18 protein-coding genes are annotated in these 24,909 nt (G+C 72.5%); 14 read left to right on the forward strand and 4 right to left on the reverse strand.

Going from position 1 to position 24,909, the window contains the following annotated elements:
* Nucleotides 1–634 precede the first annotated feature (634 nt).
* Both ABZ793_RS31925 and ABZ793_RS31930 read right to left on the reverse strand, forming a co-directional pair.
* Nucleotides 635–1,666: a hypothetical protein gene (locus ABZ793_RS31925; protein WP_357464192.1), complete on the reverse strand. Its 1,032-nt coding sequence runs from the start codon at nt 1,664–1,666 to the stop codon at nt 635–637.
* Nucleotides 1,653–2,012 carry a hypothetical protein gene (locus ABZ793_RS31930; RefSeq protein ID WP_357464195.1) on the reverse strand — a complete coding sequence of 120 codons (360 nt, stop codon included), beginning with the start codon at nt 2,010–2,012 and terminating at the stop codon, nt 1,653–1,655. Before ABZ793_RS31930 ends, ABZ793_RS31925 begins: the two co-directional genes overlap by 14 nt.
* 328 nt (nt 2,013–2,340) lie before the next feature.
* On the opposite strand from ABZ793_RS31930, the gene htpG reads away from it, so the two are divergent.
* The 7 genes from htpG (at nt 2,341) to ABZ793_RS31965 (ending at nt 15,671) form a co-directional block, all read left to right on the forward strand.
* Nucleotides 2,341–4,269, forward strand: coding sequence for a molecular chaperone HtpG (gene htpG / locus ABZ793_RS31935; RefSeq protein WP_357464198.1), 1,929 nt, complete (start codon nt 2,341–2,343; stop codon nt 4,267–4,269).
* A 77-nt stretch (nt 4,270–4,346) separates the two neighbouring features.
* Nucleotides 4,347–5,270 carry a diacylglycerol kinase family protein gene (locus ABZ793_RS31940; protein WP_357464201.1) on the forward strand — a complete coding sequence of 308 codons (924 nt, stop codon included), beginning with the start codon at nt 4,347–4,349 and terminating at the stop codon, nt 5,268–5,270.
* 680 nt (nt 5,271–5,950) lie between these two features.
* Nucleotides 5,951–9,103, forward strand: coding sequence for a family 16 glycoside hydrolase (locus tag ABZ793_RS31945; RefSeq protein WP_357464204.1), 3,153 nt, complete (start codon nt 5,951–5,953; stop codon nt 9,101–9,103).
* Between the two features lie 18 nt (nt 9,104–9,121).
* Nucleotides 9,122–10,090 (forward strand): sugar phosphate isomerase/epimerase, encoded by a 969-nt coding sequence (locus ABZ793_RS31950; RefSeq protein WP_357464207.1) that lies wholly within the window; start codon nt 9,122–9,124, stop codon nt 10,088–10,090.
* Nucleotides 10,087–11,265, forward strand: coding sequence for a multicopper oxidase domain-containing protein (locus tag ABZ793_RS31955; RefSeq protein WP_357464210.1), 1,179 nt, complete (start codon nt 10,087–10,089; stop codon nt 11,263–11,265). The genes ABZ793_RS31950 and ABZ793_RS31955 overlap by 4 nt, the downstream gene beginning before the upstream one ends.
* A 190-nt stretch (nt 11,266–11,455) precedes the next feature.
* Nucleotides 11,456–15,499, forward strand: a complete 4,044-nt coding sequence (locus ABZ793_RS31960; protein WP_357464213.1) for a ThuA domain-containing protein — start codon at nt 11,456–11,458, stop codon at nt 15,497–15,499.
* Nucleotides 15,500–15,521: 22 nt separating this feature from the next.
* Nucleotides 15,522–15,671 (forward strand): hypothetical protein, encoded by a 150-nt coding sequence (locus ABZ793_RS31965; protein ID WP_357464216.1) that lies wholly within the window; start codon nt 15,522–15,524, stop codon nt 15,669–15,671.
* Nucleotides 15,672–15,749: 78 nt separating this feature from the next.
* Here ABZ793_RS31965 and ABZ793_RS31970 read toward each other — a convergent pair whose 3' ends face one another.
* Entirely contained in the window at nt 15,750–17,870 is a 2,121-nt protein-coding gene (locus tag ABZ793_RS31970; protein WP_357464241.1) for an MMPL family transporter, read from the reverse strand.
* A 130-nt stretch (nt 17,871–18,000) separates the two neighbouring features.
* On the opposite strand from ABZ793_RS31970, the gene ABZ793_RS31975 reads away from it, so the two are divergent.
* The 7 genes from ABZ793_RS31975 to ABZ793_RS32005 all read left to right on the forward strand — a co-directional run bounded on the left by ABZ793_RS31975 (nt 18,001) and on the right by ABZ793_RS32005 (nt 24,577).
* A complete protein-coding gene (locus ABZ793_RS31975; RefSeq protein ID WP_357464219.1) occupies nt 18,001–19,314 on the forward strand; it encodes a sensor histidine kinase in 1,314 nt (437 codons plus the stop codon).
* Nucleotides 19,266–19,910, forward strand: coding sequence for a response regulator transcription factor (locus ABZ793_RS31980; RefSeq protein WP_357464222.1), 645 nt, complete (start codon nt 19,266–19,268; stop codon nt 19,908–19,910). The genes ABZ793_RS31975 and ABZ793_RS31980 overlap by 49 nt, the downstream gene beginning before the upstream one ends.
* Nucleotides 19,911–20,054: 144 nt before the next feature.
* A complete protein-coding gene (locus ABZ793_RS31985; protein WP_357464225.1) occupies nt 20,055–20,816 on the forward strand; it encodes a hypothetical protein in 762 nt (253 codons plus the stop codon).
* Nucleotides 20,817–20,924: 108 nt separating this feature from the next.
* Nucleotides 20,925–21,341, forward strand: coding sequence for a GntR family transcriptional regulator (locus tag ABZ793_RS31990; protein ID WP_357464228.1), 417 nt, complete (start codon nt 20,925–20,927; stop codon nt 21,339–21,341).
* 11 nt (nt 21,342–21,352) lie between these two features.
* Nucleotides 21,353–22,243 carry an ABC transporter ATP-binding protein gene (locus ABZ793_RS31995; RefSeq protein WP_357464231.1) on the forward strand — a complete coding sequence of 297 codons (891 nt, stop codon included), beginning with the start codon at nt 21,353–21,355 and terminating at the stop codon, nt 22,241–22,243.
* On the forward strand, nt 22,240–23,229 hold the full coding sequence (locus ABZ793_RS32000; RefSeq protein ID WP_357464235.1) for an ABC transporter permease subunit: 990 nt from the start codon (nt 22,240–22,242) through the stop codon (nt 23,227–23,229). The genes ABZ793_RS31995 and ABZ793_RS32000 overlap by 4 nt, the downstream gene beginning before the upstream one ends.
* A gap of 169 nt (nt 23,230–23,398) precedes the next feature.
* Complete coding sequence (locus ABZ793_RS32005) at nt 23,399–24,577, forward strand: peptidoglycan DD-metalloendopeptidase family protein (RefSeq protein WP_357464237.1); 1,179 nt, start codon at nt 23,399–23,401, stop codon at nt 24,575–24,577.
* Nucleotides 24,578–24,706: 129 nt separating this feature from the next.
* On the opposite strand, the gene ABZ793_RS32010 is transcribed toward ABZ793_RS32005, so the two are convergent.
* Nucleotides 24,707–24,909: hypothetical protein (locus tag ABZ793_RS32010; protein ID WP_357464239.1), on the reverse strand; the 203-nt coding region annotated here is incomplete at its 5' end.

Raw genomic sequence — 24,909 nt, forward strand, 5'->3', positions numbered from 1 at the left:
TAGGCGGCGGTGACGGGGCCGGCGATGGCGCCGCCGGTGAAGGCGAGGCCGGCAGCGGTCAGGGCGGCCTTACGGATCAGATCGGTACGCATGATGAAGCACCTTTCGATCGGGGGTACGCGGCACACACCGGAAGGGGGCGGGTGCGCCACGGGTGAGGAAAGGTCACGCCAGAAGTGGGTGCGCCCGGCGTTCAGGGGGCGCGGTCCCGGGGGGATGTAACGACGCGGGTCCGGCCGGCATTCCGGCCGTCGCCCCGGCCCGTGTAATCGGCTCGGGGTCACGCGGTCACGATGGGTATAACGCCCCGGCCCCCCGGCCCATGCCCGCCGGGGTGGTGGCGCCCGCCACCGCAATCCACCACCAACCGGACACGGCACCCCACACCGCACCCGGGAGCCCTCGCCGAACCGGACACACACCCCAAGCAGGCGCTCAGCCGACAGCCGGGCATCGTTGGTCCAGGGCATCTGTGGCGGCGATGCCCGTCGCGGCCGGGCGGGACAGCGCGGTCGCCCGGGCCGGGTCGCCCGGCGCCCGCACGGAGCCCATGACGCCCGCCCTCGGCAGGCTGGCGGCGATCGGTCCGGTTCGGCGGCGCGGTGGGGCCGGCTTCGTTCGGCGGCGCGGTGGGTCAGTCCCGGGTGGCCGCGTGGCGGCGCAGCAGCGCGATCGCCTCGTCGACGAGGCCACGCTCGGTGAGCAGCGTGAGCAGCAGCGGCAGGGGGCGCCAGTCGTCGGCCTCGACCGCCTGCCGCAGCAGCGCGATCGCCTCGTCGGGCCGGCCCCGGGCGGCCAGCAGGGCGGCCAACTCGTCGCGGGCCCTCGGGTCGCCCTGGTCGGCGGCGATCCGCCAGTACCGTTCGGCCTCGTCGGCGCGTCCCTCCCCGGCGAGCAGCGCGGCGAGCCGGGCGGCGGCGTGCCAGTCGCCGTGCTCGGCGCGGGCCCGCAGCTCCTCCGTCCGCCCCCGGTCGGCCAGCAGGTCGACTAGGACGCTGCCCGCTTCGCTCGCGCCGGCCCGGTCGAGGTCACGCAGGTAGCCGGTCGGATCGGGCACAGCCGCCAGGCCCGAGGACTCCTCGCCGAAGAATCGGCTGCCGCCGAACTCCCGCCGGAGCTGGTCGTCGAGGTCGTCGGCGAGCTCGACCATGGCCCGTACGGCCAGCAGCAGGTGGGTGGGCACGAAGTCCTGCCCGAAGACGGGCACGGACGCCCATACCGTGTCCCCGGTGCAGTAGACGCGGCCGACGACGAGACCGTTGGTCAGGTCGGAGAGTCGCCGGTACAGCGACTCGGTCGGCTGGACCCCGGTGAGCAGCGGCGAGAACACGTCGACCAGCGGCGGGTCGTCCTGCGCCCGTACGAAGATCATGGCGGAGCCGACGCGGATGCCGACGTCTCCGTCGGCGTCGACCCGCAACTGGTCGGCGGTGACGCCCAGGATGCCGGCCAGCACCTCCTTGACCCGCTGGGTCAGCTTCCCCCCGTGGTCGGGTTCCCCGACGGGCTCTGGGGCGTGACCGGCCGCTCGGGCGGCCACGGGCCGCGCGGCGAGCGCGGCGGCCAGCCTGGTGCGGGCCGGCACGGGAACGGCCGTGGCCGTGGCGGCGGGCCGGGCCGACAGCGCGGAGACGAACCTGCCCAGCAGGCTCTCACGCGGCGTCATCGTGCTCGCCGTTCGGTCCGCCACGTGTGTCGTCGGACGGCTGCTCCGTCACCCGGACCTGGTCGAACATCTTGGCGATCACGAGCGGCGCCGCCACCCCGAAGGTGAAGCTGGCGAAGGCGGTGGTGGCCAGGCCACCCGCCCCGGCCGCGGCGGCGAGCCCGGTGCCGGCCACGGTCCGGAGCAGCACCGCGAACACGACGATCGGGGCGTCCCGCCGGTCCCGCCACGGCCACTGCCACCGCCCCCCGGACTCGGTGGTCGGGCGCATCATCCCGGACAGGTTGAGCGCCTCGGCCACCGCGCTGCCGACCAGCCCCCACATCGCGGCCATCCATAGAGACACATCCCTACCGTACTGACCGCCGCACACGGCGGTCGCACCAGCCCTCGGCTCTCCCGGCGGCCACGGTGACGCCACCGTCGACGGTAGAGCCTCCGGGCAAAGCGCGCCTGCCGCACGCAGCCCCGGCCCCCCGCGCGGCGTGCCCCTGCGGGGGCCGATCAGACGAGCGGGTCGTCGGCGACCCGGGGCTGATCGTCCCCGGTCGGCGGCTCGGCCGCGCACGCGTACCCCTGATGACGCCCGGTCGGGAAACTCCGACCGGGCGTCGTCGTCTCGCCGTGGGCGACGGCTCGTATCCTTTCGGCGAACCTCTGGTGGGCTTTCGAGGATGAAAGGACACGGCGTGAGTAACCAGGCCGAGACGTTGGAGTTCCAGGCCGAGGCGCGTCAGCTGCTCCAGCTGATGGTCCACTCGATCTACTCGAACAAGGACGTCTTCCTGCGCGAACTGATCTCGAACGCCTCGGACGCGCTGGACAAGCTGCGCCTGGCGTCGATGGTCGACAAGGACCTGGAGGTCGACACCTCCGACCTGCACATCGAGATCGAGGTCGACAAGGCGGCGCGCACGCTGACCGTCCGGGACAACGGCATCGGCATGTCCCGCGACGAGGTGGTCCAGGTGATCGGCACGATCGCCAAGTCGGGCACGGCGGAGCTGCTGCGCAAGCTGCGCGAGTCCGCCGACGCCGGGGCGCGGCAGGAGCTGATCGGCCAGTTCGGGGTCGGCTTCTACGCGGCGTTCATGGTCGCCGACCGGGTGGAGCTGGTGACCCGGCGGGCGGGGGAGACCGGCGGCACCCGCTGGGAGTCGGCCGGCGAGGGCACCTACTCCGTCGAGGCGGTCGACGAGGTGCCGCAGGGCACCGCGGTGACCCTGCACCTCAAGGCGGCGGACGCCGAGGACAACCTGCACGACTACACCGCCGAGTGGACGATCCGGGAGATCGTCAAGCGGTACTCCGACTTCATCGCCTGGCCGATCCGGATGACCGTCGAGCGCCCGGGCGAGGGCGACGCGACCACGACCGAGACCCAGACGCTCAACTCGATGAAGGCGCTCTGGGCCCGGCCCCGCGACGAGGTCGACGAGGCCGAGTACAAGGAGTTCTACAAGCACGTCAGCCACGACTGGGCCGACCCGCTGGACATCGTGCACATGAAGGGCGAGGGCACCTTCGAGTACGAGGCGCTGCTGTTCATCCCCTCCCACGCCCCGCTGGACCTGTTCGCCCCGCAGGGTCGCCGCGGCGTGCAGCTCTACGTCAAGCGCGTCTTCATCATGGACGACTGCGAAGCGCTCATGCCGAACTACCTGCGCTTCGTCAAGGGCGTGGTGGACGCGCACGACCTGTCGCTGAACATCTCCCGGGAGATCCTCCAGCAGGACCGGCAGATCCAGGTGGTCCGCCGTCGGCTGGTCAAGAAGATCCTGTCCACCGTCAGGGACATGAAGGCCAACCACGCCGAGCGCTACCGGACCTTCTGGACCGAGTTCGGCGCGGCGGTCAAGGAGGGCCTGATCGACGACACGGAGAACCGGGACACCCTCCTGGAGATCCTCTCGGTCGCCTCGACCCACGACCCGGCCGAGCCGACCGACCTCGCCGGCTACGTCAGCCGGATGAAGGACGGGCAGGCCGACATCTACTACGCCACCGGCGAGTCCCGCTCGATGATCGAGAACTCGCCGCACATGGAGGCGTTCCGCGCCAAGGGCTACGAGGTGCTGCTGCTCACCGACCCGGTCGACGAGGTGTGGGTCGAGCGCGTCGGCCAGTACGACGGCCGGACCCTGCGCTCGATCGCCAAGGGCCAGGTCGACCTGGACACCGAGGAGGAGAAGAAGGAGGCCGAGGCCGAGCGCGAGCAGCAGCGCAAGGACTTCGCCGACCTGCTCACCTGGATGGGTGCCACCCTCGCCGACTCCGTCAAGGAGGTCCGCCTCTCCTCCCGGCTGACCACCTCGCCCGCCTGCGTCGTCGGTGACGCCCACGACATCACCCCGACGCTGGAGAAGATGTACCGGGCGATGGGGCACGAGGTGCCGGCGGTCAAGCGGATCCTGGAGCTGAACCCGGGGCACCCGCTCGTCACCGGCCTGCGCAAGGCCCACGAGGAGGGCGGCACCGAGGAGTCGCTGAAGGAGACCGCCGAGCTGCTGTACGGCATGGCGCTGCTCGCCGAGGGTGGGGAGCTGGCCGACCCGTCCCGGTTCACCCGCATCCTCGCCGACCGTCTCGCCCGTACCCTCTGACCGTCGTGTCCCGGCCGGTGGGGTCGCTCCCACCGGCCGGGCGTGGAAACCGCGCGGGCTGGGTATCACCGCCGGCCATGAGCACGAGTACCGCGGCGGACGCCGCGCCGGCGGCCCTCGGCACGGTCGCGGTCGTCGCCCACCGCAGGAAGACCCTCGGCGGCGGCCTCGACGCGCTACGCGCGGAGCTGGCCGGCGCCGGGGTCGAGAACCTGATCTGGTGCGAGGTGCCGAAGAGCCGCAAGGCGCCGAAGAAGGTCCGTGAGGCGCTGAAGAAGGGCGCCGAGCTGGTCTTCGTGTGGGGCGGCGACGGCATGGTGCAGCGCTGCGCCGACGCCCTCGCCGGCTCGGGCGCCGCCATGGCGATCCTGCCCGCCGGCACCGCCAACCTCTTCGCCGCCAACCTCGGCATCCCCGAGGACCTTTCCGAGGCCGTCCGGATCGGCCTGCGCGGCCCGCGCCGTGCCCTGGACCTCGGCAGGCTCAACGGCGAGCACTTCGCCGTGATGGCCGGCGCCGGCTTCGACGGCGACCTCATCCGCGACGCCGACCGCACGCTCAAGGGCAGGTTCGGCCGCCTCGCGTACATGTGGACGGGGTTGCGGCACGTCCGGGGCGAACTGGTCCGCACCCGGATCACCGTCGACGGCGCCGAGTGGTTCGACGGCGAGGCGAGCTGCGTGCTGTTCGGCAACGTCGGCACCATCACCGGCGGCATCCCCGCCTTCGACGACGCCCGCCCCGACGACGGCTGCCTGGAGGTTGGCGTGTCCACCGCCGACGGCGCGGTGGACTGGGCGCGCACCCTCGGCCGGATGGCCGCCGGCCGCTCGGCGGAGTCGCCGTTCGTACGCATCACGCGGGGCCGCAGGGTCAGGGTCCGCCTCGCGGCGCCGCGCAGGTACGAACTTGACGGCGGCGCCCGCAAGGAGGTCACCAAGCTCAAGGTGCGGGTCGTCCCCGGTGCGCTGACGGTCTGCTGCCCCGAACCCGTCTCCTGACCGGCGCCCGTCCTCAGGGAGGTGCTGGTGGGGTGTAACGCCCACACGACCTGCGACGCTGCCGACTTTCGTCATTCTGAATGAAAGTAGTGTCAGCGGCGACGAAAGGTCTGGACACGCTGACGGCAAGTCAGTAGTGTCGGGACACATCAATATGTTTCATCGAGATGAACCGGCGGCGCGGTGACTCTCGACCGTGGTCCCAGGCGGCGCAACACGCCCGGCGGCCACGGGTAAGGCCAGGGATGGCACCCCGGGTCGGCGCTCCAAGACAGCGCCCCGGTGCGGAAACGCTCCGTGGCTTGACCGATGCCCATCCCTTCTCACTCACATCCCGTCACCCCGACGTGGCAGCTGTCTGACGCGCGCGCGAACCGGCTCGGCGCTGGCATCAGGCAGACCCCGTTCACCCAGGACGACCGTGACAGCTGGTCACGGCCGAGGACCTCGTGCGGCCAGGGAGGGGCCGCACAGGCTGCCGATACGAAGAAGCCGTCGATCTGATGAAGGGTTCGTACGGGCATGTGACGACGCTCGACCTGGATCCGCGGACAGGCGTGCCCCTGCCGCCCCTGGGCAGCTCCCGAAGCCTCGGGACGCGGCAGCGCTGACTACTCATGACATCGGCCGGCCGACGCACGCTGCGCCGGTGTCCCTCTCGGACCGTGAAAGAGGAATCCATGAACGGGTACTCACCGCCCGGTCGGCTCTCCGTGGGCCGGCTCCGGCATTCGATTGCGGCAGTCGCCACGGCGGTCCTGCTGCTGGTGACCGCTGGACTGGTGGCGGCTCCGGCGAACGCGCGCCCGGTCGACGCGGACCGCGCACGGACAGCCGACGCGAGCGGGCCGCCCCGGCAGCTACAGGCCCAGGTGTTGACCTGGACCGCCGGCGACAACTTCCTCTCGTACCTCTCCGCGCCCACCACCGCCGTCGCCGGGCCGGCGACGCTCGTGTTCGAGAACAGCGCCGCGACCGGCAACACCACCGGTATGCAGCACACCCTGACGTTCGACACCACCAACCCGGCGTACAACAGCGACGTCGACGTGAACATCCTGGCCGACCCGACGGACGCCAACGGCGGCCGGTGGACCGTCGACGTGGTGCTCTCGCCCGGCACGTACCGCTACTTCTGCGCCATCCCGGGCCACGGCGGGATGGCCGGCCTCCTGGTCGTCACCGGTGGCGGCTCGGACACCACGCCGCCGACCGCGTCGGCCGCGGTGTCGGGCGAGCGGAACGACACCGGCGCCTACCTGGGGTCGGCGACGGTGACGCTGTCCGCGACCGACGAGGGCTCCGGCGTCGACCGGGTCGAGTACTCCCTGGACGGCGGCGCGTACGGCACCTACTCGGCGCCGGTGACGGTCAACCAGCCGGGGCAGCACACGGTGACGTACCGGGCCACCGACAAGGCGGGCAACACCTCGACCCCGCAGTCGGTGTCGTTCACGGTGGTGGAGGCGCCGAAGCCGGACACGACCCCGCCGACCGCGACGGCCGCGGTCACCGGGCAGCGCGACGACAACGGCGCGTACGTGGGTTCGGCGACGGTGACGTTGTCGGCCACGGACACCGAGTCGGGTGTCGACCGGATCGAGTACTCCCTGGACGGGGGCGCCTACGCCGGCTACTCGGCGCCGGTGACGGTCAACCAGCCGGGGCAGCACACGGTGACGTACCGGGCCACCGACAAGGCGGGGAACACCTCCGCGGCCCAGTCGGTCTCCTTCACGGTGGTGGAACCGCCGAAGCCGGACACGACCCCGCCGACCGCGACGGCCGCACTCACCGGGGAGCGTGACGACAACGGCGCGTACGTGGGCGCGGCGACAGTGACGTTGTCGGCCACCGACACGGAGTCGGGCGTCGACCGGATCGAGTACTCCCTCGACGGGCAGCCGTACGCCACCTACACCGCGCCGGTCGCGGTGACCCAGCCCGGCCAGCACACGCTGAGCTACCGGGCGACGGACAAGGCGGGCAACACCTCGGCCGCGCAGTCGGTGTCGTTCACCGTGGTGCGACCGCCGGAGCCGGACACCACCCCGCCGACCGCGACGGCCGCGGTCACCGGGCAGCGCGACGACAACGGCGCGTACGTGGGTTCGGCGACGGTGACGTTGTCGGCCACGGACACCGAGTCGGGTGTCGACCGGATCGAGTACTCCCTGGACGGGGGCGCCTACGCCGGCTACTCGGCGCCGGTGACGGTCAACCAGCCGGGGCAGCACACGCTGAGCTACCGGGCGACGGACAAGGCGGGGAACACCTCGGCCGCGCAGTCGGTGTCGTTCACCGTGGTGCAGCCGCCCGCCCCGGACACCACGCCACCGACGGCGACCGCCACGGTGAGCGGCCAGCGGGACAGCGCCGGGGCGTACGTCGGCGCCGCCACGGTCACCATCTCGGCCACGGACGCCGGCACCGGCGTGGACCGGATCGAGTACTCCCTCGACGGGCAGCCCTACGCCGCCTACTCGGCGCCGGTCACCGTCAACCAGGTCGGCCAGCACACGGTCAGCTACCGGGCCACCGACAAGGCCGGCAACACCTCGGCCGCCCAGTCGGTGTCGTTCACCGTGGTCGACCCGCCGGCGCCGGACACCACCCCGCCGACCGTCACGGCGGCGCTGTCCGGCCAGCTCGACGACCACGGCGCCTACCTCGGCAGCGCCACCGTCATTCTCACCGCCGCCGACGCCGGCTCGGGAGTGGACCGGATCGAGTACTCCCTCGACGGGCAGCCGTACGCCCGCTACTCGGCGCCGGTCACCGTGAACCAGCCCGGCGGGCACACGGTCAGCTACCGGGCCACCGACAAGGCCGGCAACACCTCGGGCGCCGCGTCGGTCACCTTCACCGTGGTCGCCAGCGGCCCCAGCGCCTGCCCGGTGCCGGACACCCGGCCGACGGTGTGGCTCGGCACGGTGGACAGCGGCGTGCCGAACCGGGTGGTCGCCGACGGCTGCACGATCAACAACGCCATCCACGACGAGAAGGCGTGGCCCCACCACGGCCAGTTCGTCAAGCACGTCACGGACGTCGCGGAGCACCTGCACCACCTCGGCCTGATCGACCACAAGGAACACAGTCGCCTGGTGAGCGCCGCCGCCCGCTCCGGCGTCGGCAAGCCGGACGGGAAGAACGGCTACCAGCCGCTGCTGGACGCCTCGGCGGCGTCGTTCGGCCGGTGGGAGCACGTCGGCGCGGGCGGCTTCACCCGCAACGCCGACGGCTCGATCACCAGCCGGGCCGTCCCCGGCCTCGGCATGCTCTGGCTACCCACCGCCGAGTACGGCGACTTCTCGCTGAAGCTGCAGTGGCGCGACGACGCCCCCGGCACCGGCCGCGCCAACAGCGGAGTCTTCGTCCGCTTCCCCGACGTGCACGGCCACGCCCAGGAGTCCCGCCCCGAGTGGGTGGCCATCAAGTACGGCCACGAGCTGCAGATCTACGACCGGCCCGACGGCGACCAGTACAAGAGCGGATCGGTGTACGGCTTCGACCGGGTCGACCTGGCCGGCGCGAAGGTGGCCCCGAAGGGCACCTGGAACGACTACGAGATCCGGGTGGTGGGCCAGCACTACTCCGTCTTCCGCAACGGCGAACTGATCAACGAGTACGTGAACACCCCGGACGCGGTGTTCAGCCCGCCCCGGGCCGACGACCCGGGCGGCGCCGGCCGCCAGCACGCCCGCGGATACATCGGACTGCAGAACCACGGCACCGCCGACGTCGTGAGCTTCCGCAACGTGCGGATCGCGCCGCTCTCTGCGTGCTGCCCCGGCGGCGCGCCCTCCTCTGCCAACCCGAGCAGCTGCTGCTGACGATCGAAGGGAACAACCATGGCGAAGAACAGGATCGACCGTCGGGCGTTACTGCGCGGCCTCGCCGGCTCCACCGTCGCGGTCGGCGCGGCCAGCCTCGCCGGAGCGCTGCCCGCCACGGCGTCCGGCGGCGCCTCGAACGGCCACCTGGTGCCGCGCGGGCACCTGGGCATCCAGCTCTACAGCGTCCGGGACAAGGTCACGCAGTTCGGCTTCGCGGCCGTCTTCGAGGAGCTGTCCCGCATCGGCTACCGGGAGGTGGAGTTCGCCGGCTACACCCAGGGCAACGTCGGCCCGATCACGCCGGCGCAGATCCGCCAGCTGCTCGACGACAACGGGCTGAAGGCGGCCGGCAGCCACCGCGGGCTCGGCGACTTCCGGAACAACCTGGAGTGGGAACTGGACGTCGCCGAGACCCTCGGCATGCCGGCCCTCGGCACCGCGCAGGCGCCCACCGGCAACCGCACCATCGCCGGGTACCAGGCCGCCGCCGCCGAGTTCAACGCGTGGGGCGCCGCCGCCGCGGCCCGGGGGATCAAGCTCTACCAGCACAACCACACCATCGAGTTCAGCTTCGCCGTCGACCGGCCCGACGTGCGGCTGTACGACCTGTTCCTGGAGCTGACCGATCCCCGGTACGTGTTCCTGGAGATGGACATCCTGTGGGCGTACGGCGGCGCCCGCAAGTACCCGGGGTTCCGGCCGGTCGACTACGTCAACGCGCATCCGCACCGGTTCCCGTTGTTCCACGTCAAGGACGGCGTCCCGCTGCCCGACCCGCAGCAGGGCAACTCCTACCTGGACGTCGAGTTCGGCGCCGGGGTCATCCCGTTCGCCGAGTTCTTCACCGAGCTCGACGGGGGCGGCCGGTTCACCTACCTGTGGGAGCAGGACACCGGGCCGAACGCCCAGCCCAACCCGCCGGGCTCCCTCGGCGCCGCCGAGCGCAGCTACCAGCGCATCGTCGACCTGCGGGGTGACCGGTGAGCGCCTGGCGTCTCGTCGAGGACCCCCCGCCGCCCGGGGACGGCGGCGCGCCCGAGGACGACCGTGCCGGCAAGCGCCGCGGACCGAGCACCCGCCGGCTGCTGGTGGTGGCGGCCACCGTGCTGCTGACCCTGGTCGGCGCCGGCGGCCTGGCCGCCGCCCGCTCCGGGGCGTTCTTCGCCGAACGGCCGGAAGGCTGTGCCAGGCCGGACCGCAGCATGCAGCTGTACGCGGTGGAGTTGCCCAAGGACGGCACCCAGATCCGGCTCGGCTACGGCCTCACCCCGCAGACGGCCTCCTACCCGGGCCCGACGATCGAGATGACCGAGGGGGAATGCGTCGCCATCACCCTGCACAACCTGGTGCCGGCGGCCACCCTGACGCAGCTGCGTACCGACCCGGCGCATCCGCTGGGCGTCTCGCTGCACGTGCACGGGGTCAAGTACACCCAGCTCTCCGACGGCACCGTGCAGAGCGGCTCCTTCGTCCCGCCCGGCGAGTCGCGCACGTACACCTGGTTCGCCCAGCAGCGGAACAGGAAGACCGGTTCGCCGGGCACGGCCGGCTACTGGTGGTACCACGACCACGTGGTGGGCGGTCCGCACGGCACCCAGGGCCTCGGCGCGGGGCTCTTCGGCGGGCTGGTGGTCCGGCGACCCGGCGACCCGAAGCCGGATCGCACCTACACCGTGGTCTTCGGCGATCGGCAGAGCATCAACCTGCGCCGCGGCGCGGCCGCCGACACCTGCGACGCGCAGAACCCGCAGCCGGGGCCGACCTGCCTGGTCGCCCGCAAGGGCGAGAAGGTCGAGTTCATCGTCGTCGGCATCGGCAACGACATGCACACCTTCCACCTGCACGGCCACTCCTGGGCGGACACCCGGACCGGCCTGGTGGACAACGGACAGCCGTTCGCCGACGGCGTCCCGATCATCGACAACAAGCCGCTCGGCCCCGGCGACTCGTTCGGGTTCCAGGTGACGGCCGGTGACTCGGTCGGACCGGGGCACTGGATGCTGCACTGCCACATGCAGTTCCACTCCGACGGCGGCATGTCGACCATGCTGCACGTCCTGGACGAGGACGGGGCGATGCCTCCGGGCCACAGCCACCACTCCCACCCGGCGAACGCCACCGGCACCACCGCCGACGCCGGGCAGCACCAGCACAACTGACCGCCGCCGGCCAACCGCGCCGCCGACGAGAGGGCGCCGGCCGCCGGTCCGTCCGGAGCTGTACGGACCGGCGGTCACCCCGGGCCGCGTCACCGCCGTGGGCCCGCCGGCGTCTCCTGACCGCACCGTCTCCTGCTCGACCCGCTCGGACAACGCACCTCCGCCACACCTCACCCGTGAAGGAGTCGAAATGGCCCAACAACGCCGTTTCCGGCTGTCCCGATGGGGCGGACGTCGGCCCGTCGACGTCACAGCCTCCCCACCACCGGTCACCCGCCGGGCCCTCCGACGCACGAGCGCCCTCGCCGCGAGCGCCGTGCTGACGCTCGGCCTGCTGGCCCTGCCCGCGCACGCCGCCGGCCCGACGCCCGTGCAGGCGGCGCCCGCCGAGGCCGCTGCCGCGGTGAAGCTGCTGGTCTTCCACGGTCCGGTGGACCAGCAGGACGACCCGGTCACCAAGGCTGTCGACGCGATCCGGGACCTGGGCGCGGAGCACGGCTTCGCCGTCGACGCGTCCGCCGACCCGGGGGTGTTCACCTTCGGCAACCTGGCCCGGTACCGGAGCGTGGTGTTCCTGTCCGCCAACGGGGTCACCCTCGACGACGCCCAGGAGGCCGCGTTCCAGGCGTACATCAAGGGCGGCGGCGGTTTCCTCGGCGTGCACGACGCGGCCCGCGCCCAACCCACCTCCGCCTGGTTCACCGGCCTGATCGGCACCCGCCCGGCCGCCGGCCTGCCGAACGCCGAGAAGCCCGTCTCCGCCTCGGCGAGCGCGGAGAACCCGCCGAACGAGACCGCCGCGAAGGCGATCGACGGGTCGACCGGGACCAAGTGGCTGACCTTCAACCCGACCGGCTGGCTGGCGGTGAAGCTGGCGAAGCCGGTGGTGGTGAGCCGCTACGCGCTGACCTCCGCCAACGACTTCCCCGGCCGGGACCCGAAGAACTGGACCCTGCAGGGCTCCGAGGACGGCACCACCTGGACGGACCTGGACACCCGCAGCAACGAGACGTTCCCGCAGCGGTTCCAGACCCGGCAGTTCAGCTTCACCAACAGCAAGGCCTACCAGCACTACCGGCTCAACGTCACCGCCAACAGCGGGGAACCGCTGATCCAGCTCGCCGAGCTGTGGCTGATCGGCCCCGACGCCGGCCCGCCGCCGGACAGCACGGTGCAGCAGGCCGTGGTCGACCTCACCGACCGGCAGCACCCGGCCAACCAGGGCCTGCCGCTGACCTGGAAGCGTTCCGACCAGTGGATCAACTGGGACCCGAGCCCGACCGGCCGGGTGCACACCGTCGCGCAGGTCGAGGAGGGCACCTACAACCCGGGCCTGAGCGGCAACGGTCCCTTCCACCCGATCTCCTGGTGCCAGGACTACGACGGCGGCCGGTCCTTCTACACCGGCATGGGGCGCACCGAGGCCAGCTACACCACCGACAAGCAGTTCCGCAGCCACCTGCTCGGCGCGATCAGGTGGACCGCCGGGCTGGTCCGCGGCGACTGCCAGGCGACCGTCGCCTCGAACTACCGGATCGAGCGGCTGACCGCCACCAACCAGCCGGGCCAGCTCGACCAGATCGGCGAGCCGCACGGCCTGACCATCGCGCCCGACGGCACGGTGTTCTACGTCGGCAAGGCGGCCTGCCCGTCCGGGCCGGCAGTCAGCTGGGACGACCCCAAGGTCGGCCTCGGCTGCGGCACCATCCACCAGTGGGACCCGAAGACCAAGCAGGTCAAGCTCCTCACCACCCTCGCCGTGATGGGAAACCGGGGCAGCGGCAGCGAACTGGTGAAGAACGAGGAGGGCCTGGTCGGCATCACCCTCGACCCGCAGTTCGCGCAGAACCGCTGGATCTACGTCTACTGGATGCCGCACGAGTCCATCGACCGGGTCAAGCGGATCGGCCAGCGGACGGTGTCCCGGTTCACCTACGACGCCGCGAAGCAGACCATCGACCAGGGCACCCGCAAGGACCTGCTGCGCTGGGACACGCAGATCCACAGCTGCTGCCACGCGGGCGGTGGCATGACCTTCGACGAGAGCGGCAACCTCTACATCGGTACCGGCGACAGCAACTCGTCCGGCGGCTCCAGCGGCTACTCCGGCAACAACTGGACCCAGGAGTACCAGGGCGTGTCGTTCCAGGACGCCCGGCGTACCTCCGGCAACACCAACGACCTCAACGGCAAGATCCTGCGGATCCACCCGGAACCGGACGGCACCTACACCATCCCCGACGGCAACCTGTTCACCGGCAAGGAGGAGGGCGGCGGCAAGACCCGCCCGGAGATCTACGTGATGGGTGTCCGCAACATCGCGCGGATCGCCTGGGACCCGGTCAACGACTGGCTGACCGCCGCGTGGGTCGGCCCGGACGCCGGTGGCCCCAGCCCGGAGCTCGGACCGGCGAAGTACGAGACGGCGACGATCATCACCTCCGCCGGCAACCAGGGCTGGCCGTACTGCATGGGCAACCGGCAGCCCTACCGGGACCGCAGCAACACCGACGCCAACGTGCTCGCCGGCTGGTACGACTGCGACAACCTGAAGAACACCTCGCCGCGCAACACCGGGCTGGTCGACATCCCGCCGGCGCGGGACAACATGATCTGGTACTCGCCGCAGGGCGGCGGCCCGGTCTACCCGAAGCGCACCGACGGCAGCGGCCTGCCGACCTACCAGGTCGGGCAGGAGACGTTCACCCAGCCGTACCTCAAGGGCGGCGGCCAGGCCATCATGGACGGCCCCACCTACCAGCGGGAGAAGGTCGACGTCGACAGCGGCGTGGCCTGGCCGGCGTACTGGGACAACAAGTGGTTCATCGGTGACCAGTCCAACGCCAACAACCGCGTCGCGGTGACCGTCGACCCGGCGAACGTGCCGAAGCAGGGACCCCCGGCATTCGCCGAGGACCTGCGCAGCATCATCCGCTCGGGCAGCGGCGGCACCCAGCTCCAGTCCTGGATGGACGCCAAGTTCGGCCCGGACGGCGCGCTCTACCTGCTGGATTACGCCGGCGGGTTCTTCAGCCTGCACCCGAACCAGAAGCTGATCCGGATCGCCTACCAGGGCGGCCCGGCCACGCCGAACCCGAACCACGCCATCGCGCGGGCCGTCGCGCAGAGCAACCCGAAGACGATCGCCTTCTCCAGCGCGAAGGCCGGCGGCGTGGCCTGGGAGTGGAACTTCGGTGACGGCAGCGCGCCGTCGCGCGAGGCCAACCCCACCCACACGTACGCGAAGTTCGGCACCTACCAGGCGACGGTGAAGGTGACCTACGCCGACGGCGAGGTGGCCACCGGAACGATCGAGGTGGTCGTCGGCTGCGCCGTACCGGACACCCGCAGGACGGTGCGGATGCTCGACACCGACACCGGGGTGACCAACCACCAGGTCGGCGGCGACTGCACGGTCAACGACCTGATCGACGACGAGCGCATGTGGACCGACCACGGCCAGTTCGTGAGCCACGTCGCCGCTGTGGTGGGCGACCTGCGCAAGGCCGGCGTCCTCGACAGCCGCGAGGCGTCCGCGCTGCAGAAGGCCGCCGCCCAGTCGCCGATCGGCAAGGCCCCCGGCTACCAGCCGATCTTCGACGGCTCGGCGGGCTCGCTCGCCGACTGGCGGCAGGCGCCCGGCGGGTCGTTCACGCTCCAGCCGGACGGCTCGATCCGCAGCTCGGGCGGGCTCGGCATGCTCTGGTACGCCAAGCAGGAGTTCGCGGACTTCTCGCTGCGGCTGCAGTTCCGGGACGTCTCCACCGGCAACACTTACGCCAACAGTGGCGCGTTCGTACGGTTCCCGGACCCCCGGACGCCGCTGGAGCAGCGGCCGGCCGGCAGCTGCGGGACGGTCGGGTCGGCCCGTAGTTCCCAGGCATGGGTGGCCATCTACTGCGGTCACGAGATCCAGATCTACGACGGTCCCACCGGCGAGCCGCAGAAGACCGGGTCGATCTACAACTTCGACCCGATCGGGCTGGACCAGGCCGGGGTGACCCCGAAGGGCCAGTGGAACGACTACGAGATCCGGGTGGTCGGGCAGCACTACACGATCACCCGTAACGGCGTCGTGATCAACGAGTTCGACAACACGCCGGGCAAGGCCTCGTCCCGCCAGGGCGACCCGCCCACGGACCTGCGCCAGTTCCTGAGCGGATACGTCGGGTTGCAGAACCACGGCAACAGCGACCTGATCGAGATCCGCAACGTGCGGGTGCGGGAGCTGTAGCAGCCAGGCGCCGGGTGCGGAGGTGATCCTCCGCACCCGGCACGCTGCCGGCGGCCCCCGCGACGACGATCGTGCCGGCCCGGCCGAGGTGGACAGACTCTCCACCGGCGCGGGGGCCGGCGTCGGCTGCGCGGTGACCGTCACCGTGCCCCACGACCGGTGGGGCAGCTGACCGGCGGGTGCCGACCGTACCGCTCTGGGGACGGCCGGCGCCCGCCCGGTGAGCCGCCCGGCGGCGGGCGGCCGGGCGCTACGCCCCCGCCGAAGCCGGCTCGACCGGCTGCGTCCGGACCGGCGGTGACCCCCGCCGCGACAGCACGCCCGGCCACCAGGTGCGGCGGCCGATCTCCAGCGCCAGGGCCGGCACGAGCAGGCTGCGCACGAGGAACGTGTCCAGCAGCACGCCGACGCCGACGATGACGGCCGACTGCACCGACGGCACCAGCGGCAGCACGCTGAGCGCGCCGAAGGTGGCCGCCAGCACCACGCCCGCGCTGGTGATGACGCCGCCGGTGACCGTCAGCGCGTGCAGCACGCCCCGGCGGTGCCCGAGCCGTGCCGTCTCCTCCCTGGCCCGGGTGGCCAGGAAGATGGTGTAGTCCACGCCGAGGGCGACCAGGAACAGGAACGTCTGCAGCGGGATCCCGACGAACAGCTTGGGATAGCCCATGGCGTCGAGGATCAGCCCGGCCGCGCCCATCGCGGCGACGTAGGACAGCACCACGCTCGCCAGCAGCAGCAGCGGCGCGACCAGGGCCCGCAGCAGCAGCACCAGGACGACGAACACCACCGCCAGGATCAGCGGGCCGACGACCCGGTTGTCGCGGCTGACGGTGCGTTCCTCGTCGAGCAGGTACGCGGTGTCCCCGCCGACGAGCGCCTGCGCGTCGGGCACCGCGTGCACGGCGGTGCGGAGCCGGTTGACGGTGTCCAGCGCGGCGTCGCTGTCCGGCGTGTCCGCGAGGACGGCCGCGACGCGTACCCACCGGCCGTCGGGGGAGCGCTGCGGCTCGCCGACCTCGGCCACCCCGGGCACCGCACGGGCGGCGGCCACCACCTGGTCGGCCGTGCCGGCGGTGGCCAGGATCTCGGCGGGCGCCACGGTGCCGCTCGGGTAGTGCGCGGCGATCATCCGCTGGCCCGTGATCGAGCCGACCTCGGTGGTGAACGACTGGTCAGCCGGCATGCCGATGCTGAGGTTGCCGATGCCGAAGCTGAGGGCGACCAGCGCCGCCGCCGTGCCCAGCCACACCACGCGCGGGCGGCGACCGACGACGCCGGCGACCCGGCGCCACAGCCCGTGCCCGGACGCCTCGTCGTCGACGACCGCGTCGGGGGTGTGGCGGGGCACGAACGGCCAGAACAGCCAGCGCCCGAAGATGACCAGCACGGCCGGCAGGAGCGTGGTCATGGCGAGGAACGCCGCGGCGATGCCGACCGCGCCGACCGGTCCCAGGCCCCGGGTGGCCGGCAGTTGCGCGGCGAGCAGGCACAGCAGGCCGACCGCGACGGTCGCCGCCGAGGCGCAGATCGCGCCGATCGACCTCCGCAGCGCCACGGCCATCGCCGCGTGCCGGTCGGCGTGCCGGCGCAGCTCCTCCCGGTACCGGGCGATGAGCAGCAGGGCGTAGTCCACGCCGACGCCGAAGACCAGCACGGTGAGGATGCTCTGGCTCTGGAAGTCGACCGCCAGGCCGCCGTACTCGGCCAGCAGGTAGACGACCGCGCTGGCGAGCTGGTTGGCCAGCGCGACCGTGAGGAGCGGGATCAGCCACAGGACCGGGCTGCGGTACGTGAGGAGCAGCAGCAGCGCGACGGTGCCCGCGGTCGCCAGCAGCAGGGCGGTGTCCATCCCGGCGAACGCGTCGAAGACGTCCTCGGTGGCGCCGGCCTCGCCGGTGAGCGCGGTGCGCAGCCCGTCGGGGGCGTCGGCGGCCAGCCGGTCCCTGATGTCGGCCACCGCGTCGGCCCGCTGCTCGTCGTCGCCGGCAACCGGGAAGGACACCAGCACCGCCCTGCCGTCCTCGCTCGGGACCGGGGGCGGCACCTGGCCGCCGTCGGCGTACGCGGCGTACGCGGCCCGGTCGCCGTCGACCTTCGCGCGGTCGGCGTCGGTGAGCCCGCTCTCGCGCACGTAGACGGCGACCGCGAGGGGCGCCTGGGAGTCGGGGAACGCCGCCTCCGCCCGCTGCACCGCGCGGCTGGCCTCCACGGAGGCGGGCAGCGCCCCGAGGGTGTCGTTGTTCTGCACCTCGGTCAGCTTGATCGCCAGGGGTCCGGCCACCGCGACGAGGACGAGCCAGAAGACGAGCATCGCGTACTTGGTGCGTCGGCCGGACGGTAGGCCGGCCAGTCGTTGCCGCCGGGACATGTCGGGTCTCTCCTGCCTGGTTGTGGTCACGTCTCGATCCTTCGGCCGGAGGGGGGCGGGGGCAGGGGTGTCAGGTCCCGAACGTGGGTGGTGCTAGCACCACCGATTCCGGTGGGACCGGTGCCGGAGAATGGGCGCCGTGGACAGCTCCGTACGCGCGTTCGTCAGGCAGTCGGTCCGGCCCGGCGCGCTCGCCGCCGTGCAGGGCCTGGCCGTGGCCCTGCTCAGCCTGACCACCAACGCGGCGCTGTTCGTGCTGTCGGTGGTCTCGCTCGCGCTCATCCCGGTCCTCGGCATCGGGTTCGCGCTGTTCCCCGCGGTCACCGTGCTGGTGCGGTGGTCGACCGGGCTGCAACGCCGGGTGGCCGGGTGGCACGGCATGCCGATCGCCTCGCCGTACCCGCCGGCGCCCGAGGGCGCCCGGCTCGGCACCTGGCGGCGGTTCCGCTGGGTGGTCGGTGACCCGGCGACCTGGCGGGACTTCGCCTGGCTGATGCCGGGCATGGTGACCGGCGGGGCATGCCTGCTGGCGTTCGTCCTGCCGGTGTACGGGCTGGAGGGCGTCCTGCTGCTGCCCTTCGTCCTGTTCGTCACCGTCGACTGGTACGGCTACGGCGTGTTCTGGCCGATGGACAACCTCGTGCAGGCGGTGCTGTCCGTACCCCAGGGATGGTTGTTCCTGTTCGCCGGTCTGGCGGTCGCGCAGTGGCTGGTGTGGCTGCACTTCCGCTTCGCCGGGTTCTTCCTGGCTCCGACCCGGACGCAGGAGCTGGCGCTGCGGGTCCGGCAGCTCGCCGCCACCCGGGCCGACACGGTCGACACCCAGGCCGCGGAGCTGCGCCGGATCGAGCGGGACCTGCACGACGGGGCGCAGGCCCGGCTCGTCGCGCTGCGCATGAGCATCGGCCTGGCCGAGAAGCTGATGGCCGACGACCCGGCCGCGGCGCAGCGGCTGCTCACCGAGGCGCAGGAGACCAGTGGCCGTGCCCTGGTCGAGCTGCGCGACCTGGTCCGCGGCATCTACCCGCCGGTGCTGGCCGAACGCGGACTCGACGGCGCCGTGCGGGCGCTCGCGTTGGCCGTGCCGCTGCCCGTGGAGCTCGACGTCGCGTTGCCCGGCAGCCCGCCGGCCGCGGTCGAGTCGGCGGCCTACTTCGCGGTGGCCGAGGCGCTGGCCAACGTCACCAAGCACAGCGGCGCGGCGCGGGCGTGGATCCGGCTGGCGTACCGCGACGGTCGGTTGACCATGGTGGTCGGCGACGACGGCCGGGGCGGCGCGACGCCGGACTCCGGGACCGGCCTGTCGGGCGTGCAACGCCGTCTGGCAGCCTTCGATGGCACGATGACCGTGACGAGTCCGCCCGGCGGACCGACTGTCGTGACCATGGAGCTGCCGTGCGAGTTGTCATCGCGGAGGATCTCGCCCTCCTCCGGGACGGGCTGACGCGCATCCTCGACGCGTTCGGCTGTCAGGTGGTCGAGGCCGTCGCCGACGGGCCGTCCGTGCTGCCGGCGCTGGTCCGGCACCACCCGGACGTCGCGGTCGTCGACGTGCGCCTGCCGCCGACCTTCACCGACGAGGGGCTCCAGGCGGCGTTGCAGGCCCGGACCCGGCTGCCGGGCCTGCCGATCCTCGTGCTCTCCCAGCACGTCGAGCAGTTGTACGCCCGCGAGCTGCTCTCGGACCGTGGCGGGGGAGTGGGCTACCTGCTCAAGGACCGCGTGTCCAATGTCGACCAGTTTGTCGACGCGGTGCGCCGGGTGGCCGGCGGTGGCATGGTGATGGACCCGGAGGTCGTCTCCCAACTCCTCGCCCGTAACGCGACGGCACAGCCGCTGCGGGAGCTCACCGCGCGGGAGCGGGAGGTGCTGGGCCTGATGGCCGAGGGCCGGTCGAACGCGGCGATCGCCGGGCGGCTGTTCGTCACCGAGAAGGCGGTCAGCAAGCACATCAACAACATCTTCAGCAAGCTGGGGCTGCCGCCGTCGGACGACGACAACCGGCGGGTGTTGGCGGTCCTCGCCTACCTGCACGGGTGAGGTCGCCGCGTGGCTGGCCGGCGCCGCGGTCGGGGCTGCGGGCCGCGCACCCGGGCCGTTGTGCTGGCCGGCTGATCGTCCGCGAGGATCGCCGGAGGTTGCCTCAACCCGGCCCTTCGTCCCGGTGCTTGTTAGGTTCGGCTCGTGATCGACAAGGACGCGGCGGTCGAGTGGGTGATCGCGCACGGCGACGAGTCCGACGGGCACCGACTGGCGACGGTGCTGACCGGGGTGTGGCCGACGCCGCTGGGCGTGGCGGACGCGTTGTTCGCCGACCAGTCTCCCGAGGGCGGTTTCCCGGCACCCTGGTCGGCCGGCGCCCCCTCCGTGGCGGCGACGTGCGAACGGCTCACCCGGATCATCGAGTTGGACCTGCGGTACAGCTCCCGGGTGGACCGTTGCGCCGACTGGCTCGCCGCGCTGGTCGCGCCGGACGGCACGGTGCGCTCCGCCGTGGACGCCGGGCACCTGCCGTCGCAGGACCCGCTCTACCTGTCCGCCTACGTCGGCTGGTGCCTGGCGGTCCTGGACCGGCCCGAGGCGGCCGGGCGGGCCGCCCGGGCGGTGCGCGACGCCGTGGGAGCCTCCGGCGACTGGCCGTCGTGCCTCACCACCACCTGGCTCGCCGCCGCCCTGCTGTGGGCGGTGGGGCTGCGCGAGGAGGCGGACCAGGGACTGGACGTCCTGGCGCGGCGGCTGCTCGACGCCCCGCCGGCCGACGTCGCCCGCGCCGGATGCGCACTGCGGACGGCGTTGCTGCCCCCGGGCCATCCCCTGTTCCGCGCCGTGGTCCGGCGGCTCACCGCGACCCAGCGCCCGGACGGCTCGTGGCCGGTCGACGGTCCTCCTGCCGAGCAGGTGGCGGTCGCCATCACCGCGATAGGCGCCGTCGCCGGCCTGGTCTGACATCCGCCCCCCGTCCGGAAGGGCGTGCACGTCGACGAAGGGGTCTCCCGTCGGCGCCAACTTGTTCTATAGTCCTACTGTCGTAAGACAACAGGGGAGGCGCGGCGGGTGATCGAGTTCGTGCTGGACGGCCGGTCGAAGGTGAACACCTACATGCAGCTCGTGCAGCAGGTGAAACAGGCCCTGCGGGTGGGGTTGCTGGTCCCCGGGGACCAGCTGCCCAAGGTCCGCGACGTCGCGCAGTCGCTGGCCATCAACCCCAACACGGTGCTGAAGGCGTACCGCGAGCTGGAGATCGAGGGCCTCGCGGAGGGGCGGCCGGGTGTCGGCACCTTCGTCAGGCGCACCCTCGCCGGAGCGTCCCTGCCCAACCAGGCCGAACTGCGGGCGGAGCTGGTGGCCTGGCTGCACCGCGCGCAGGCGGCAGAACTGACGCCCGAGGACATCACCGCCCTGGTGGAGACGACCATGCGGGCCACGCTCCCGGTCGAAGCCCCGCCGCAGAACGCCACGTCGGCAGGATGAGAGGACACGCCATGGAGGCCGTGCTGGAGACCGACCAACTGGGCAAACGGTACGGGAGACACTGGGCGCTGCGGGACTGCTCGTTCCGCCTGCCGGCCGGGCGGATCGCCGCTCTGGTCGGGCCCAACGGGGCGGGCAAGAGCACGCTGCTGCACCTGGCGGTGGGCCTGCTGCGGCCCGACGCCGGGGCGGTGCGGCTGTTCGGCGAGCCCCCCTACGACAACCCGGCGGCGTTGGCCGACATCGGCTTCGTCGCCCAGGACACGCCGCTGTACCGGGACTTCACCGCGGCCGAGCTGATCACGGCGGGTGGCAGGCTGAACCGCCGCTGGGACGCGGCGATGGCGCGTACCCGCCTGGCGGATCTCGGCATCCCGCCGAACAAGCCGGTCGGCAAGCTCTCCGGCGGGCAGCGGGCCCAGGTCGCGCTCGCCCTCGCCCTGGCCAAGCGACCCCGGCTGCTGCTGCTCGACGAGCCCGTGGCCAGCCTCGACCCGCTCGCCCGGCGGGAGTTCCTGCAGACCCTGATGGGCAGCGTGGCCGACTCCGGCACCACCGTGCTGCTCTCCTCGCACCTGCTGGCGGACGTGGAACGGGTCTGCGACCACCTGATCGTGCTGAACGCCGCCCAGGTCCGGCTCGCCGGCGCCGTCGAGGACCTGGTCGCCGCGCACCGGCGCCTGATCGGCCCCCGGCACGGCGGCGAGCCGATCCCGGGCGTCGCCGACGTCGTGCGGGCGAGCCACACCGACCGGCAGTCGACCCTGCTGGTGCGCGCCGACGGGCCCGTCGCCGACCCGCGGTGGAGCGTGCGGGACGTGTCCCTGGAGGACGTCATCCTGGCCTACCTCGCCGACGGCGACGCGCAGGCCAGCCACGAGGAATGGGGGGTGCCGGCATGATCTGGCTGACCTGGCGGCAACACCGCAGGGACGCGCTGTTCGCCCTGGGCGGGCTCGCGGTCCTCGGCGCCTTCATGATCGTCAGTGGCCTGGCGATGCGCGACGCCTTCGACGACTACGGCCTGCCGGAGTGCGTCGCCGCGGGCGACCCGGGCCCGACGCCGGGGCTCGGCGAGACCTGCGACAGGGCCTTCAACCAGTTCCACGACCAGTTCGGCACGCTGAGCCTGGCGGGCATCCTCTTCCTCGTGCTGCCGCTGCTGGTCGGTCTGTTCTGGGGCGCCCCGCTGATCGCCCGCGAGGTCGAGCAGGGCACCCACCGGTTCGTCTGGACCCAGGGCGTCAGCCGGCAACGCTGGGCGCTGGTCAAGTTCGGCTTCGTGGGAGCCGCCGCGCTGCTCGTCTCCGTCGTCTACGGGCTGGGCATGTCCTGGTGGCTGACCCCGCTCAACCAGGGCTGGCGGCAGAGCCGGTTCGACGCGTTCTTCTTCGACATGCAGGGCGTGGTGCCGATCGGGTACACCCTCTTCGCGGTCGCGCTGGGCGTCTTCGCCGGCACCGTCTGGCCCCGGGCGCTGCCCGCCATGGCCGGCACGCTGGTCGGTTTCCTCGGCCTGCGCGTCGCCGTGGCCGCGCTGGCCAGGCCGCGCTACCTGCCGGCCCGCGAGCTGACCTACCCGGTGCAGGGCTCCACCGACGAGCTCGCCATCAGGGGACGCGACTGGATCCTCTCCAACGGTGTCCGCGACGCCAACGGCAAACTCGTCGCACCCAACGCCCAGGTGATCTGCCCGCCCGGTGCCACGGGCCCCGACGGGCGGGCCTGCGGCGCCGACCTGGGCCTCGGGCCGGGCGCCTACAACTGGTGGCTCTACCAGCCCGAGAGCCGGTTCTGGCTGTTCCAGGGCATCGAGGCCGGTATCTTCGTCGCGCTCGCGGCGCTACTGCTCCTGCTGGCCGTCCGCCGTATCCGCCGCATCGCCTGACCACCGCCGGCTGCCCTGCCCGGGCGTCCGCCGGCCGCGCCTCGCCGACGCGGCCGGCGGGCCGAAACATACCTTCATTGCAAGCGTGTCAACATGTAGACAACATTCTTGGTTCTGTCTATCGTCAGCACCACTTAGCGATGTACTTCAATTTGAGAGGTCGTCAATGGTGCACATCAGACGATGGGCCGGCATAGCCACGGCCCTCCTGGCGACGGAACTCCTGGTCGCGGGCACCGCTGCGCACGCCGCCGCGCCCACGCCGGACCCGGCCCGGGCGAGCGTCGAGCAGGCCGTGACCGTCAAGCTGCTCGGGCAGGCCCGGGTCGCCGGCGAGGCGCACGCCGAGGAGCCCGACACCCGGGTCACCGTCACCCGAAAGAGCGGCCGCTGGGCCTTCGGCACCGCCGTCGCCCTCACCGGCCACGAGGAGGACGTCCACCCGACCGGCGCGATCTTCATCGCCCGCGCCGAGGCCGGCGGGTGGCAGGTGAGCTTCGACGGCGAGGCGGAGTTCGGCGAGTTGGCCGCCGAGTCGCCCCTGGTCGGCAAGCAGGAGAAGGACGTCTTCACCCGCAGCCCGGGCACGATGTACGCGGGCGGCGACTACCGGACCGGCATGGCCCTGCCGTTCGCGGTCGGCCAGACCTGGACGCTGACCAGCGGCCCGCACGGCTGGGGCGGCTACGAGACGCCGTACAGCTCGATCGACCTCGCGGGCGGCGACGAGGTGGTCCGCGCGGCCCGGGCCGGCACGGCGTACACGATGTGCCGGGGGTGGATCCGGGTGATCCACGACCGCGGCTACTCCACCGACTACTACCACCTGTGGAGCAACATCTCGGCCAACGGCACGGCGATCGGCCAGGGCGCCTACCTGGGCTACACGGGCACCGACGTCACCTGCGGCGGGGCCGCGTACGGCCGGCACGTCCACTTCGGGCTCCGGCAGAACAGCGCCTACGTGCCCATCGCCGGCCACGGCCTCGGCAAGTGGGTGTTCGAGAACGGCGCCTCGGCCTACCAGGGCGGCGCGCGGCACGGCTCGACCTGGCGGGGCGCCGGTGGCGCGATCTACAACTACGGCGCGCTGGGCTTCAACCAGGCGGTCGTCGACGCCAACGGCGGGGGCACGGTGAACAAGCGGTCCGGCCCCGGCACCGGCTACGCCGTGCTCGGCTCGGTGGGTGACGGCGCGACGGTCACCATCTCCTGCTCCGCCAACGGCACCAGCCACACCGGCCGGTACGGCACCACGTCGCTGTGGAACCGGCTCAGCGACGGCAGTTGGGTCTCCGACGCCTTCCTGTGGACCGGCGTGAACGGCGCGGTCAACGGCTGGTGCTGACCGGCTCCGCCGAGCGTCGACGCAGCGGCCCCCGCCGGAGACGGTGGGGGCCGCCGTGGCGCGGGGACGGGTGGTGGGCGGAGCGTCTCGGAGCCGCCGACCGGCCCGGGGTCGGGGCGCCGCTCCCGCCTACTCGGGAAAGCCGTCGTACTTCCAGTCCCAGGTGACGCGTCCGCCGTCGGCGAGCACCACGCTGGGAAAGTCGTCGCCCTCGATGCGCCGGAAGAGGCTGTAGAACTCGGCGACGCCGGGCAGGTCGGCGATCGGCTCCAGCGGCGCCGGTCCCTCGATGCGCACGCCGAAGCCGTGCTCGGCCTCCACCCGGGTGAGCA

This window comes from Micromonospora sp. NPDC047465 (assembly GCF_040643125.1).
In the GTDB taxonomy this organism is placed as follows: Bacteria; Actinomycetota; Actinomycetes; order Mycobacteriales; family Micromonosporaceae; genus Micromonospora.